Here is a 13,102-nt window from a genome sequence, read left to right as displayed (position 1 = left end):
TGACATGTCCGAGAACCCGGACCGCACACCCGGCGCTTCCGACCGGGACGCGTTGAAGGAATACGAACAGGACCTGAGGAAGGCCGAGCGCAAGGTCGCCGGTGAGATCGACCCCGGCGCACGCGCGGTGGTCGTGGCCATCGCCGTATTGCTGGCCATGGTGTCGCTGGTCCTGCCGCACACCGGCTCGGTCACCGGCCTCGAGGTGCTGTCCTTCGCGCCGGAGGCCGCAGCCGAACGAGTCACCATCGTGTCGAAGATCTTCGTCTACCTGGTGGCGATCTTCGGCATCGTGGTCTCGATGCTCGCGCTGCTGACCCGCCGGTGGATTCTGGCGTGGATCGCCTTGTGCGGCTGTGCGATCGCCTGCGTGGCCGGAATGCTCGCCTGGTGGTCGCGCAACACCCCCGGCGTCGGTGGCGTGGAGCCTCCGTCGGGTGTGGGCATCGGACTGGTCCTCGGCTGGATCTCGGTCTTCGTCCTGACCTTCCACTGGTCACGCGTGGTGTGGGCGCGCTCGTCCTACCAACTGGCGATGGAGGCCGAGCGTCGCCGCCAGGCTGCCGAGCAGGAAGCCTATGCCTCGGCGCTCTACCACAAGGACCCCGAACAGCCGAAGTAGTCGGCGGCCCGGGGTCCTCGGGTCGTTGTAGCGGGTTCGCTCAGCGGTCGGTGACGGCGCTGTGGGCGGCCTCGGCCCACTCGCGCCACTGCGCGGCCTGCTCGCGCAGCGACGCCGCCTCACGGTCCTTGCCCTTCTCCACAGCCTTGCGGGCCTGCTCCTCGAACTGCGCGGCGCGGTCGGCGAACTGGGCGGCACGCGCCTGGGCCTCCGGGTCGGTGCGCTGCCACTGGGCGTCCTCGGCGTCGCGGATGCGCTTCTCGATCGCTCGTGCGCGTCCCTCCAGCGAGTGCATCTGATCGCGCGGGACCTTGCCGATCTCGTCCCACTTGTGGCGGAACGCCCGGAACTCACGACGCGCCGCGTCGAGGTCGGCGGCCGGGTCGATGGCCTTCTCGGCGGCCTCGAGCAGCGCGATCTTGGCGGTCGCGTTGGCCGCGAACTCGGCGTCGCGTTCGGAGGTCGCGGCGTTGCGGGCGTTGAAGAAGACGTCCTGAGCGGCCTTGAACCGCTGCCAGAGTGCCTCGTCGGTGTCGCGGGGCGCGCGGCCGGCGGCCTTCCACTCACCCAGGAGTTCGCGGAACCTGGCCGAGGTGGGACCCCAGTCGGTCGACGAGGACAGTTCCTCGGCGCGGGCGATCAGCGCTTCCTTGCGTTCCTTGGCCCCGGCGCGCTCGCGGTCGAGCTCGGCGAAGTGGGCACCACGGCGGCGGTTGAAGGCATCGCGTGCCTTCGCGTAGCGCTTCCACAGGGCGTCATCGGTCTTGCGATCGATACCCTTGATGGTCTTCCACTCGTCGAGGATCTCGCGGAGTCGATCGCCGGCACCCTTCCAGTTGGTGGCCTCGGCGCCGATCTGTTCGGCCTCGGTGGCAAGGGTCTCCTTGCGGGCGATGGCGGTGGCGCGGGTCTTCTCACGCTCGGCGCGCAGCGACTCGGCGACCTCGTCGGCGGAACCGACGATGGCCTCCAGTCGACGCTGTAGCGCGGCGACATCGCCGATGACGTGGGCGTCGGGCAGGTCGTCGAGCAGGTGCTTGGCGGCTGCCTGGGCCTTGCGCGGGTCACCGGACCGTGCACTGAGACGTTCCTCGAGGATCTCGACCTCGGTGGCGAGGTCGTCGAAGCGGCGCGCGAAGTGGGCCAGACCCTCTTCGACGGTGCCGGCCTGCCACTGGCCGATCTCGCGCTCGCCGTCGGCGGTCTTGAGCCACACCACACCGGAGGAGTCGATGCGACCGTATCGGTGCGGGTCGCCGGCACTGATGTGCGTGATGACGGGTTCGTGCGGACCGGGTCGTGGGCCCGGCTTGGGACGCGGACCGGGTTTGGGGCGGGGCGTCGGGACCGGAGTGCTCGTCTGCGGCGCCTCGGTGGCCGTGGAGGGATCGGTCGGGTGGGTCATCTGCACATGTCCTGCCGCTCAGTGGTGCCGCGCGTCACGGCTGCCGGTCGCTGGGTCGGTTCTCGCGGGGCATCGTAACGCCCCGTCGACAGCCGACAGTACGGATCCATTCAAGCAGTTCAGGCGCGTGCATGTGGCGTGCGCGGCGAGTTGTCGGAATCCGTGTCGGGGTTCGGGCGTCGGTCGCGATGTCTGGTTCGACTAGCGTCGTGGTGTGCTTGCGGCCGTCGTCTTCGTACCGAGTGCCCCGTTGCTGGTACCCGAATTGGCCGGTCCGTCGGCGTTCGACACCGAACCCGTGCGATCGGCGGTGCGGGATGCCCTTGCCGACGCGGCGTCGACCGGGATCGATCGCTGGGTCGTGGTCGGCGCCTCCGACGACCCGGTGACCGGACCGGTGGAGGAGTCGGGGTCGGGCGGTTTCGCCCGGTACGGGGTCGACGTCCGGGTGAGCGTGAGCGATCGGACCGGTCGTCGGATGAGTCTGTCCGCCCTGATCGGAGCCTGGCTGCGTGAGTGGGCGGCGCTGGGACCGACGAGCATGTCGATCGTCGGCCGGGCGACGACGCCCGCCGAGTGCGCGGTCATCGGTGCGGATCTCGGCGCACGGCTGAGGAAGTCGCCGGAGCGGATCGGACTCCTGGTCGTCGGCGACGGCTCGACCGCGCTGACCCCCAAGGCGCCGGGCGGTGGCCGACGGGATTCCGCGGTTGCCCTCAACGACTCGATCGTCGCGGCGATCGCCGCCGCCGACACCGCTGCCCTCCTGGACCTCGACGACGCGCCCTGCGACACGGAGGGAGTCGGCGGCCGGGTCGCATGGCAGGTCGCCGCCGCCGCGGTCGACCACTCCGGTTCCGGCGTCGTCGCGAAGACGAGGTACGCCGAAGCCCCGTTCGGGGTCGGCTACGTCGTCGGCACGTGGACCGTCACCGGTGACCGTTCATGAGCGACCAACCGGCCCTGCGGCCGATCATGGTCGTCGGCCCGACCGCGTGCGGGAAGTCCGACCTCGCCCTCGACCTGGCCGAGCGGCTGGGCGGGGAGATCGTCAACATCGACGCGATGCAGCAGTACCGCGGCATGGACATCGGCACGGCCAAGGTCCCGGTCGCCGAACGCCGCGGCATCCCGCACCACCAGATCGACGTCCTCGACGTGACCGAGGTGGCCACCGTCGCCCGGTACCAGCAGGCCGCGGCCGCCGACGTGGAGCGACTCCTCGCCGCAGGTCGCGTCCCGGTCATCGTCGGCGGTTCGATGATGTACGTCCAGGGGCTGCTCGACAACTGGCAGTTCCCGGCGACCGACCCCGAGGTCCGCGGCCGGTACGAGGAGATGCTCGCCGAACGCGGCGTCGCCGAGATGCACCGGCTGCTGGCGTCGGTCGACCCCGCCGCGGCCGCAACGATTCTCGACACCGACGGCCGGCGCATCGTCCGCGCACTGGAGGTCGTAGAACTGACCGGGCAACCGTTCGCGGCGTCGCAGCCGACGATCGGCGAACCCCGGTGGGGGACCGTGATCCTCGCGCTCGACCGGGAGACCGCCGAACTCGACGACCGGATCGCGCGTCGTACCCGGCTGATGTTCGAGACCGGGCTGCCCGACGAGGTCGAGACCCTGTGCGCCGGCGGACTGCGGGAGGGGCGCACGGCCTCGCAGGCGATCGGCTACAAGCAGGTGCTCGCCGCCCTCGACGGTGAGTACGACATGGCCCAGGCCGAGGAACTCACCTTCATCGGCACCCGCCGGTACGTGCGCAGGCAGCGGTCGTGGTTCCGCCGCGATCACCGCGCCGTCTGGCTCGACGCCGCCGCCCCCGACCTCGCCGACCGCGCCCTCGCCGCCGCCGCTGTCTGAGGTCACCGGCGCCTGACGCTCTGCGCGAGAAGTAGTCTGGTGCGCGTGAGTTCTCATCAGACGGGTCTGCGCTTCGTCAAGGGCCACGGCACCCAGAACGACTTCGTCGTGCTCGCCGATCCGGCCGCCGAGCTGTCGCTCGACGCCGAGATGGTCGCGGCACTGTGCGACCGGCAGCGGGGCATCGGTGCCGACGGTCTGCTGCGCGTGGCGCGCACGGGTGCGCTCGTCGAACGCGGCGTCCTCGACGCACTGCCGGACGGCGTCGCGGCCGACGACTGGTTCATGGACTACCGCAACGGCGACGGCTCGATCGCCGAGATGTGCGGCAACGGCGTCCGGGTCTTCGCCCACTTCGTCCGCGCGACCGGACTCACCGACACCGACACCTTCACCGTGGGCTCGCGTGCCGGAGCCCGGCCCGTGACCATCCACTCCTTCGACGACGTGCACGCCGAGGTCACCGTGGAGATGGGTGTCGCCCGCCTCGACGGCACCTCGGTCGTGCGCATCGGCGACGACATCTATCCGGGTGTCAAGGTCGACGTCGGGAACCCGCACCTGGCGTGCGTGGTCGCCGACCTCACCGCCGACGGCCTCGCGGCTGTCGACTTCACCGCCGGCGTGGTCATCGAGGCCGACGACTTCCCGAACCGGGCCAACGTCGAGCTGCTCACCCCGCCGGTCGAGGACGTCGACGGACGTCTGTACGCGCGGATGCGGGTCTCGAACGCGGCGTCGGAGAGACGCGTAGCTGCGGAACGGGCCTGGTCGCGGCCACGCGCGCCGCCCTCGACGCGCGCGGACAGGACACCGGCGAGCTGCGCATCGGCATCCCGGGCGGCGAGGTCACCGTGACGATCCGGACCGACGGCTCGACCCTGCGTGGCCCGTCGATGCTGGTCGCCGACGGCGTCCTGCGACCGGGCTGGGACCGCTGAGCCGATAATCACGTGCTCGGCGGGGGCGGGGCGTGAGACCATGGATCCCGTATGACCGAATCATCAGCACAGATCCTGTCCGACGCGGACCTCGACGATCGCCCCGGTGACCCCCACCGCGACGACGATCCGACCGTCGGCGAACTCCAACTCTCCGAGCGTGCGTCACTCCAGCGCGTCGCCGGGCTCTCCACCGAACTCACCGACGTCACCGAGGTCGAGTACCGGCAGCTCCGCCTCGAGAAGGTGGTCCTCGTCGGTGTCTGGACCGAGGGCAGCGCCGCGTCGGCCGAGGCCAACATGGCCGAGCTCGCCGCCCTGGCGGAGACCGCCGGTTCGCAGGTGCTCGACGCGTTGATACAGCGCCGTTCGAAGCCGGACTCGGCGACCTACATCGGTAGCGGCAAGGCCGAGGAACTCCGCGAGATCGTCCTGGCGACCGGGGCCGACACCGTCATCTGCGACGGTGAGCTCACGCCCGCCCAGCTGACCGCGCTGGAGAAGGTCGTCAAGGTCAAGGTCATCGACCGGACCGCCCTGATCCTCGACATCTTCGCCCAGCACGCCACGTCCCGAGAGGGCAAGGCGCAGGTCTCGCTGGCGCAGATGGAATACATGCTCCCGCGCCTGCGTGGTTGGGGTGAGTCGATGTCCCGGCAGGCCGGTGGCCGTGCCGGCAGCAACGGCGGTGTGGGTCTGCGTGGGCCCGGTGAGACCAAGATCGAGACCGACCGCCGGCGCATCCGTGAGCGGATGGCCAAGCTGCGCCGCGAGATCCGCGACATGAAGAAGGCGCGCACCACCAAGCGTGCGGCGCGCAACCGTTCGGCCATCCCGTCGATCACCGTCGCCGGCTACACCAACGCCGGCAAGTCGAGCCTGGTCAACGCGATGACCGGCGCCGGTGTGCTCGTCCAGGACGCGCTGTTCGCGACCCTCGACCCGACGACGCGCCGGGCCACCCTCGACGACGGGCGGGCCGTGGTCTTCACCGACACGGTCGGTTTCGTCCGCCACCTGCCGACCCAGCTCGTCGAGGCGTTCCGGTCGACGCTGGAGGAGGTCGTCGACGCCGATCTGCTCCTGCACGTGGTCGACGGATCGGATCCGTTCCCGATGGAACAGATCTCGGCGGTACGTCAGGTCATCAGCGAGGTCGTCGCCGAGGAGAAGGCGGAGGCGCCGCCGGAACTGCTGGTGATCAACAAGATCGACGCGATCGACGGTAACCGGCTCACCGAGCTGCGCGGCGCGGTCGGCGCCGACGCGGTGTTCGTCTCGGCACGCACCGGCGAGGGACTGCCCGAACTGTTCGACCGGGTCCGCGAGTTCGTGGGCCGCGAAGACGTCGAGCTCACCATCGAGGTGCCGTTCTCCCGCGGCGACATCGTCTCCCGGATCCACAGCGAGGGCGAGGTCCTCACCTCCGAGCACACCGAGTCGGGTACCACCATGAAGGTCCGCGTCCCGGCCGCTTTCGCGGGCGAGATCGCGGACCTCGAGGTCTAGCTGTCAGTCGGCATCCAGGTCGGTTTCGACGAGGGTGACGATCTTGTCGAGCGCCGCCTGGTCCTCGGCGGTCACCACGACCCGGGTGCCCTTCTCGGCGCCGAGCGTCATGATCATCAGCGCGGAACCGGCGTCGACCGGGTCGCCGCCCTCGAGTCCGAGGGTCACGGTGCTGCCGGTGTCGGCGACGGCCTCGGCGATGATCGTGGCCGGCCGGGCGTGCAGGCCGACTGCCGATCCGACGGTGACGGTGGTGCTGGGCATGGTGCCTCCTGTGTTGGCGATTGCTTGTCGGTTGGTGGTTGTGCGTGGCGATGTGGTCGCGCGTCGGGGTCTGGACTTCAGGCTGCCACGGCCTCGAGATCGGCCGCGGCGATCTCGCGGGTCCGGCCGAACTGCTTCGCCGCGATCACCACGACCGCGCTCAGGACGGTGCCGGCGAGCAGGGCCACGAGGAACAGCACCCAGCTGTTCATGGCGAAGAAGACGAAGATGCCGCCGTGCGGGGCGCGGAGCTCGACACCGAATGCCATGATCAGTGCGCCGGAAAGGGCGCCGCCGGCCATCATCGACGGGATGACTCGGAACGGGTCGGCCGCGGCGAACGGGATGGCGCCCTCGGAGATGAACGACGCCCCGAGAAGCCATGCGGCCTTGCCGTTCTCGCGTTCGGGTTCGGTGAACAGGCCGGGACGCAACACCGTTGCGAGCGCCAGGGCGAGCGGCGGGACCATGCCGGCACACATGACGGCGGCCATGATCTGGAACTGTGCGGGACCGGCGGTCGCGGCATCGGCGATACCGGCGGTGGCGAACAGGTAGGCGGTCTTGTTGACCGGGCCGCCGAGGTCGAAGCACATCATCAGACCGAGCACGATGCCCAGGACGACGGCCGATCCGCCGGACATGCTCTCGAGTCCGGAGTTCATCTGCTCGGTCAGCCAGGCGAGCGGCTTGCCGAGAACCAGGTAGAGCAGACCGCCGACGATCAGGCTGCCGAACAACGGGATGACCACGACCGGCATCAGTCCACGGGCCCACTGCGGCACGGGGAGTCGCGAGATCCACAGGCACGCGGCACCGGCGATGAGGCCGCCGATGAGTGCGCCGATGAAGCTCGCGCCGACTGCGAGGGACACGATGCCCGCGACGAAACCGGGTGCGATGCCGGGACGATCGGCGATCGCAAAGGAGATGTACCCGGCCAGGACCGGGACGGCGAGTCCCATCACCCCCGACCCGATCGCGAAACTGACCGCGCCGAGGTACTGGAGGAGACCCCCGGAGGGGAGATCCCAGAGGCTGTTGTTCAGGGCGATGAAGGCGGCGTCGTTGAGGGAACCGCCGGCATCGAGCGTACTGTTGGCGATCTCGTAGCCCGCGAGCAGGAAGCCCAGCGCGATGAGCAGACCGCCCGCCGCGACGAACGGGATCATGTAGCTGACACCGGTCATGAGTGCCTGACGGGTGCGCCCGGCCAGTCCGACGCCGGATGAACCCGCCTCGGCGGACTCGGTGCCGCCGTCGTCGGTCACGCGAGCCGCATCCGGATTCCGTCCGGCCGCAACGGCTTCGGCGATCATCGTGTCGGGTTCGTTGATGGCGCGCTTGACGCCCGAGGCGATCACCGGCTTGCCGTGGAAGCGGCCCTTGCCCTTGACCCCGATGTCGGTGGCGAAGATGACGGCGTCGGCGGACGCGATGACCTCGGGATCGAACGGTGTGGTGGCCGAGGAGCCCTGCGTCTCCACCGCGAAGTCGACCCCGGCCCGTTCGGCAGCGTACTTCAGTGCGTCCGCGGCCATGTAGGTGTGCGCGATCCCGGTGGGGCAGGCGGTGATCGCGAGGATGCGCGGCCGGTTCTCGGAGACCGTCTCGCTGCGCTTCTCGGTGGCGGCCGGGGTCTCCCTCGCCGCCGGGGCTGCCGGGGGAGTGGCGGCCTTCCCGGCGTCGGGATCGATGGCCGCGGTGACCAGTTCGATGACGCGGTCGTCGGTCTCGGCCTCGCGGAGGCTCGCCACGAAGTCGGGGCGGACGAGCGAGCGCGCCAGGGAACTCAGCAGTTTCATGTGCGCGGCCGCACCGCCCTCGGGGGCGGCGATGAGGAAGACGAGATCCGCCGGACCGTCGGGTGCGCCGAAGTCGACCTTGCGGGACAGGCGCGCCATGGCGAGGCTCGCCGACGTCACCGATGCGGTGCGGGCGTGCGGGATCGCGATGCCACCGGGTAGTCCGGTGGCGGACTTGGCCTCTCGCTCGAGTGCCGCCCGGGCCAGGTCGGCGGGATCGGTGGTCCGTCCGGCCGCGGCCAGAGCATCGGCGAGAGTGGTGATGACGGCGGCGGGGTCGGCGCCGGCGTCGACGTCGAGACTCACCGTCTGCGCGGTGATGATCTGCTCGGTCATGGGATGTCCTTCGGCAATGTGGGTCGGGGGTTTGTGGGGGTCCTGTGGGCGCGGGATCGGCTTCATCTCATCGGCCGGCCCCGGAGAGTTCCGTGATCGTGACCCCGGACAGGTCGAGATGATCGGGAGTGGGGGAGGCGGTGCCGGCGAGCGCGGCGGCCGCCGAACCGTAGGCGACGGCGGAGCGGAGACATTCCGGAGCCGACGCACCGCGCGTCTGGGCGATGAGGAAGCCGGCCAGGGACGAGTCGCCCGCGCCGACGGTGCTGCGCGGGACGATCGGCGGTGGGGTCGCGCACCAAGTGCCCGCAGCGGTGACGAGGACGGCGCCCCGCGCCCCCAGCGTCGCCAGGACGCTGCCGCCGATCTGCTCGACAAGGGCCTGCGAGGCGGTCACGACCGGCCGGAGATCGTTGCGCGACAGGGAATCACGGAGCTCGGCGGCATCGGCGCCGGTGAGTTCGGCGAGTTCGTCCTCGTTGGGTTTGATCAGGTCGACACGTCCTGCCGCGGCTGCGCGCAACGGTGCTCCCGAGGTGTCCACGGCCACGCGGCATCCGGCGGTGACCAGCGCGTCGGCGACCGTCCGGTACCAGTCCTCCGGCACGCCGGGTGGAAGTGATCCACACAGCGTGACCCACTCCGCGCCGTTCGCGTGGGTGCGGATCAGAGTGGACAGCGACTCGAGCTGAGCTGCTGTCAGGGTCACGCCCGGGGCGTTGATCTTCGTGGTGGTGCCGTCGGATTCGGCGATGGTGACGTTGGAACGGACCTCGCCGTCGACGGGGACGGCGTCGTAGGGGAGTCCGAGGTCGTCGAGCGCGGCGAGCAGGGGGTCGCCGGTGCGAGCGGGCAGCAGGGCCCGTGTCGAGAGACCGGCGGCGGCGACGGTGCGGGCGACGTTGACGCCCTTGCCGCCCGGTTCGGCGCGGACGACGCCGGCCCGCTGGACCTCGCCGCGTCGCAGCGGGGTGGCGAGTTCGAGGGTGCGGTCGACGCTGGGATTGGCGGAGACGGTGAGGATCACGCGATCACGACCTCGACGCCGCGGGCGGACAGTGCGGCCGAGAACTGCGGATCGACGCCGGAATCGGTGATGAGAACGTCGATGTCGTCGATGCCGGCGAAACCGGACAGCTCCTCGCGCTCCATCTTCGAACTGTCGGCGAGGACGACGACGCGGCGGGCTGCGGCGACCATCGCCGCCTTCACCGCCGCCTCGTCGGGATCGGGGGTGGACAGACCGTGCGCCTCGCTCAGGCCGTTGGTGCCGATGAACGCGGTCGTCACGCGGAGTCGGCCGAGCGCGGCGACCGTTTCGGCGCCGACCGTCGCCTGCGTGAGTCCGCGGACGCGACCGCCGAGGGAGTGGAGACCGTCGGCATGGCGTCCGGCGAGCAGCCCGGCGATCGGGAGGCTGTTGGTGATCAGTGTGAGATCGCGGTCGCGCGGCATGGCCTCGGCGGCCCGGAAGGTGGTGGTGCCGGCGTCGAAGAGCACCGATCCGCCGTCGGGCGGGAGGAAACGAAGCGCGGCACGGCCGATCGCGGCCTTCTCCTCGGTCTGTTCCGTCTCGCGCTCGTCGATGCCGAGTTCACCGATCACGCGCAGGACCTCGGGGCGGACGGCACCGCCGTGGACTCGCTGCAGGTGCCCGGCACGTTCGAGCACCGCGAGGTCGCGGCGGACCGTCTCACTGGTCACGTCGAACTTCGCGGCGAGCTCGGCGACCGAGGCGCGTCCTGCGACGCGTACCTCCTCGGCGATGGCCTGCTGTCTCTCCTCGGCGTACACACCGGCTCCGTTCTGATCGTTCCCGTGGCGCTGATCGGGCCGTCCAATGTGGGAACATGTGGCTTTGCGTGTTGTAGTAATTGTGTTTACGCCTGTTTATGTTGACAAGTCAAGAAGAATTTGTAACCGTGGTCACATGACGCAGATTCTGACGGGGACGCCGGTTGTCGGTGGTGTGGCTCTCGGGCCCGCACTCTGGCCGGGACGCCGACCCGACCACTCCGCAGAGGCACTGGGCGCAGGCGTCGAGATCGCCGAGGACCGTCGCGCCGACGAGGCCGAACGGTTCACCGCCGCGGCGGCCGCGGTCGCCGCGCGCCTACGTGAGCGTGCATCGCAGAACACCGGCGTCGCCGCCGAGGTGCTCACCGCAACGGCCGGACTCGCGGAGGACCGCGGCTGGATCGGTGCCGCCTCGGGTCTGATCGCCAAGGGCGCCTCGGCGCCGTCGGCCGCCGTCGCCGCCACTGAACAGTTCGCCGCCGTGTTCACCAAGCTCGGTGGGCTCATGGCCGAGCGCGTCACCGATCTCAACGACGTCCGCGACCGCGTCCTCGCCGAACTCCTGGGCCTCCCCGAGCCCGGCGTGCCCACGCCGGACGTGCCCTCGGTCCTCCTCGCCGACGACCTCGCGCCCGCCGACACCGCGGGGCTCGATCCCGCCACCACCATCGCGCTGGTTACCCGCCTGGGCGGGCCCACCAGCCACACCGCGATCATCGCCCGGCAGCTCGGCATCCCGTGTGTCGTCGCGGTCCCCGGTCTCGCCGGGATCGACTCGGGCACGGTGATACTCGTGGACGGCACGACAGGCGAGATCGTCGTGCAACCCGACAACGCCGCCGCGCGGGCCCGTGTCGACGAGTACACGCGTCAGGCCGCACGGGTCGCCGGCTGGTCGGGCCCGGGTCGCACCGCCGACGGTGTGGAGGTGGCGATCCTGGCCAACGTCGCCGACGGATCGTCGGCCCGTGCGGCCACCGATCATCCGGTGGAGGGCGTCGGACTGTTCCGCACCGAACTGGCCTTCCTCGAACGCGCCGACGAGCCGTCGGTGGAGGAACAGGCGGACATCTATCGCGAGGTGCTCGACGCGTTCGGCGGCCGCAGGGTCGTCATCCGTACGCTCGACGCCGGCTCGGACAAGCCGCTGCGCTTCGTGCACCAGCCCGAGGAGGCCAACCCGGCGCTCGGTGTGCGCGGCGACCGGATCGCCTTGGCACACCCCGAGATCCGTGCCCATCAGCTCGACGCGATCACACGCGCCGCGGAGGGTTCCGAGACGAGCCCCTGGGTCATGGCGCCGATGATCGCCTCACCGGCCGAGGCGGCCGCCTTCGCCGCTCAGGTACGGGAACGCGGACTGGTCGCCGGGGTGATGATCGAGGTCCCCGCCGCCGCGATCCTCGCGCCGGCGATCCTGGCCGAGGTCGACTTCGTCTCGATCGGCACCAACGACCTCACGCAGTACACGATGGCCGCCGACCGGATGTCGGCCGATCTCGCATCGCTGACCGATCCGTGGCAGCCGGCGGTCCTGCACCTCATCGCGACGGTCGCGCGGGCCGGACGGGATCAGGGGAAACCGGTGGGCGTGTGCGGCGAGGCCGCGGCGGACCCGATCCTCGCCTGTGTGCTCGTCGGGTTGGGTGTCACCTCGCTGTCGAGTGCTCCGGTGGCGGCCGCCGCGGTCGGTGCCCGCCTCGGCGGCGTCTCACGGTCGACCTGCGAAAACGCGGCGACAGCCGCGCTCGCCACCACCGATCCGGCTGCGGCGCGCGAGGCTGCCGCCGCGGTTCTCGAGAACGAAGAGGTCAGATACGCCGCATCACGGTGACGACCTTGCCGAGGATCACGGCCTCGTCGCCCGGGATCGGGTCGAACAGCTCGTTGTGCGGCATCAGCCAGACATGACCCTTCTGGCGTTTGAAGGTCTTGACCGTGGCCTCGCCGTCGATCATCGCGGCCACGATGTCGCCGTTGTCGGCCACGTTCTGCTGGCGGACGACCACCCAGTCGCCGTCGCAGATCGCGGCGTCGATCATCGACTCACCGACGACCTTCAGCAGGAACAGCGAACCCTCGCCGACGAGCTCGCGGGGGAGCGGGAAGACGTCCTCGACGGCTTCTTCCGCGAGGATCGGGCCGCCTGCGGCGATCCGGCCGAGCACCGGCACGAAGGTGGGCTCGGGTAGCGCACCACCGGTCGGTGAGGTGGGCGTCGGCGGCTCGCTCGGTGCGATGTTGACCGCTCGCGGACGATTCGCGTCGCGCTTGAGGAGGCCCTTGCGTTCGAGCGTCCGCAGTTGGTGGGCGACGGAGGAGGTCGACGTGAGACCCACCTCGTCACCGATCTCGCGGATGCTCGGCGGGTAACCGCGCTCGCGCACGGATCTGCGGATCACCTCGAGAACTCCGCGCTGCCGCGGCGTCAGCGAGGCCTCGGCCGCCGCCATGTCTGCCGGGGCGACGGGCTCGTCGGCGCCCCGCGCTCCGGTGCGCTTACCGCCGTCATCGCTCATGATCGGGTTCCTCTCGATTCCGAACGTGCTGGTAGATCGCT

The 13,102-nt window shown here is 70.5% G+C and carries 11 protein-coding genes and 1 pseudogene; 6 read left to right on the top strand and 6 right to left on the bottom strand.

Annotated elements, in window-relative coordinates; genetic code table 11:
• Positions 1-4: 4 nt before the first annotated feature.
• The gene (locus BJF87_RS13475) at positions 5-622 is read left to right on the top strand and encodes a hypothetical protein (protein WP_006359523.1); all 618 of its coding nucleotides are present in this window, start codon (positions 5-7) and stop codon (positions 620-622) included.
• A gap of 40 nt (positions 623-662) precedes the next feature.
• On the opposite strand, the gene BJF87_RS13470 is transcribed toward BJF87_RS13475, so the two are convergent.
• Positions 663-2,027 (bottom strand): DUF349 domain-containing protein, encoded by a 1,365-nt coding sequence (locus BJF87_RS13470; RefSeq protein ID WP_187346502.1) that lies wholly within the window; start codon positions 2,025-2,027, stop codon positions 663-665.
• 214 nt (positions 2,028-2,241) lie between these two features.
• On the opposite strand from BJF87_RS13470, the gene BJF87_RS13465 reads away from it, so the two are divergent.
• From BJF87_RS13465 to hflX, 4 genes and pseudogenes are all read left to right on the top strand, one after another.
• Complete coding sequence (locus BJF87_RS13465; RefSeq protein WP_006359521.1) at positions 2,242-2,976, top strand: hypothetical protein; 735 nt, start codon at positions 2,242-2,244, stop codon at positions 2,974-2,976.
• The gene (gene miaA, locus BJF87_RS13460; RefSeq protein ID WP_006359520.1) at positions 2,973-3,890 is read left to right on the top strand and encodes a tRNA (adenosine(37)-N6)-dimethylallyltransferase MiaA; all 918 of its coding nucleotides are present in this window, start codon (positions 2,973-2,975) and stop codon (positions 3,888-3,890) included. Before BJF87_RS13465 ends, miaA begins: the two co-directional genes overlap by 4 nt.
• 39 nt (positions 3,891-3,929) lie before the next feature.
• Positions 3,930-4,831: pseudogene (gene dapF, locus BJF87_RS13455) on the top strand (diaminopimelate epimerase).
• Between the two features lie 51 nt (positions 4,832-4,882).
• The gene (gene hflX, locus BJF87_RS13450; RefSeq protein WP_006359518.1) at positions 4,883-6,340 is read left to right on the top strand and encodes a GTPase HflX; all 1,458 of its coding nucleotides are present in this window, start codon (positions 4,883-4,885) and stop codon (positions 6,338-6,340) included.
• A 3-nt stretch (positions 6,341-6,343) separates the two neighbouring features.
• Here hflX and BJF87_RS13445 read toward each other — a convergent pair whose 3' ends face one another.
• From BJF87_RS13445 to BJF87_RS13430, 4 genes are all read right to left on the bottom strand, one after another.
• Positions 6,344-6,604 (bottom strand): HPr family phosphocarrier protein, encoded by a 261-nt coding sequence (locus tag BJF87_RS13445; protein ID WP_006359517.1) that lies wholly within the window; start codon positions 6,602-6,604, stop codon positions 6,344-6,346.
• A gap of 77 nt (positions 6,605-6,681) precedes the next feature.
• Positions 6,682-8,745, bottom strand: coding sequence for a fructose-specific PTS transporter subunit EIIC (locus BJF87_RS13440; RefSeq protein WP_006359516.1), 2,064 nt, complete (start codon positions 8,743-8,745; stop codon positions 6,682-6,684).
• 67 nt (positions 8,746-8,812) lie between these two features.
• A complete protein-coding gene (gene pfkB / locus BJF87_RS13435) occupies positions 8,813-9,772 on the bottom strand; it encodes a 1-phosphofructokinase (protein WP_006359515.1) in 960 nt (319 codons plus the stop codon).
• Positions 9,769-10,539 (bottom strand): DeoR/GlpR family DNA-binding transcription regulator, encoded by a 771-nt coding sequence (locus BJF87_RS13430; RefSeq protein ID WP_006359514.1) that lies wholly within the window; start codon positions 10,537-10,539, stop codon positions 9,769-9,771. Before BJF87_RS13430 ends, pfkB begins: the two co-directional genes overlap by 4 nt.
• Before the next feature lie 136 nt (positions 10,540-10,675).
• Between BJF87_RS13430 and BJF87_RS13425 the strand changes: the two genes are divergently transcribed.
• Positions 10,676-12,376: a putative PEP-binding protein gene (locus BJF87_RS13425; protein WP_006359513.1), complete on the top strand. Its 1,701-nt coding sequence runs from the start codon at positions 10,676-10,678 to the stop codon at positions 12,374-12,376.
• Here BJF87_RS13425 and lexA read toward each other — a convergent pair.
• Entirely contained in the window at positions 12,354-13,061 is a 708-nt protein-coding gene (gene lexA / locus BJF87_RS13420; protein WP_042375778.1) for a transcriptional repressor LexA, read from the bottom strand. The genes BJF87_RS13425 and lexA overlap by 23 nt on opposite strands.
• Positions 13,062-13,102: the final 41 nt, after the last annotated feature.

The sequence above is a fragment of the Gordonia sp. CNJ-863 genome (assembly GCF_001942325.1).
GTDB classification, from domain to species: Bacteria; Actinomycetota; Actinomycetes; order Mycobacteriales; family Mycobacteriaceae; genus Gordonia; species Gordonia alkanivorans.
The sequence above is the reverse complement of the archived record's forward strand: the minus strand, read 5'-3'. Positions and strand labels throughout refer to the sequence as shown.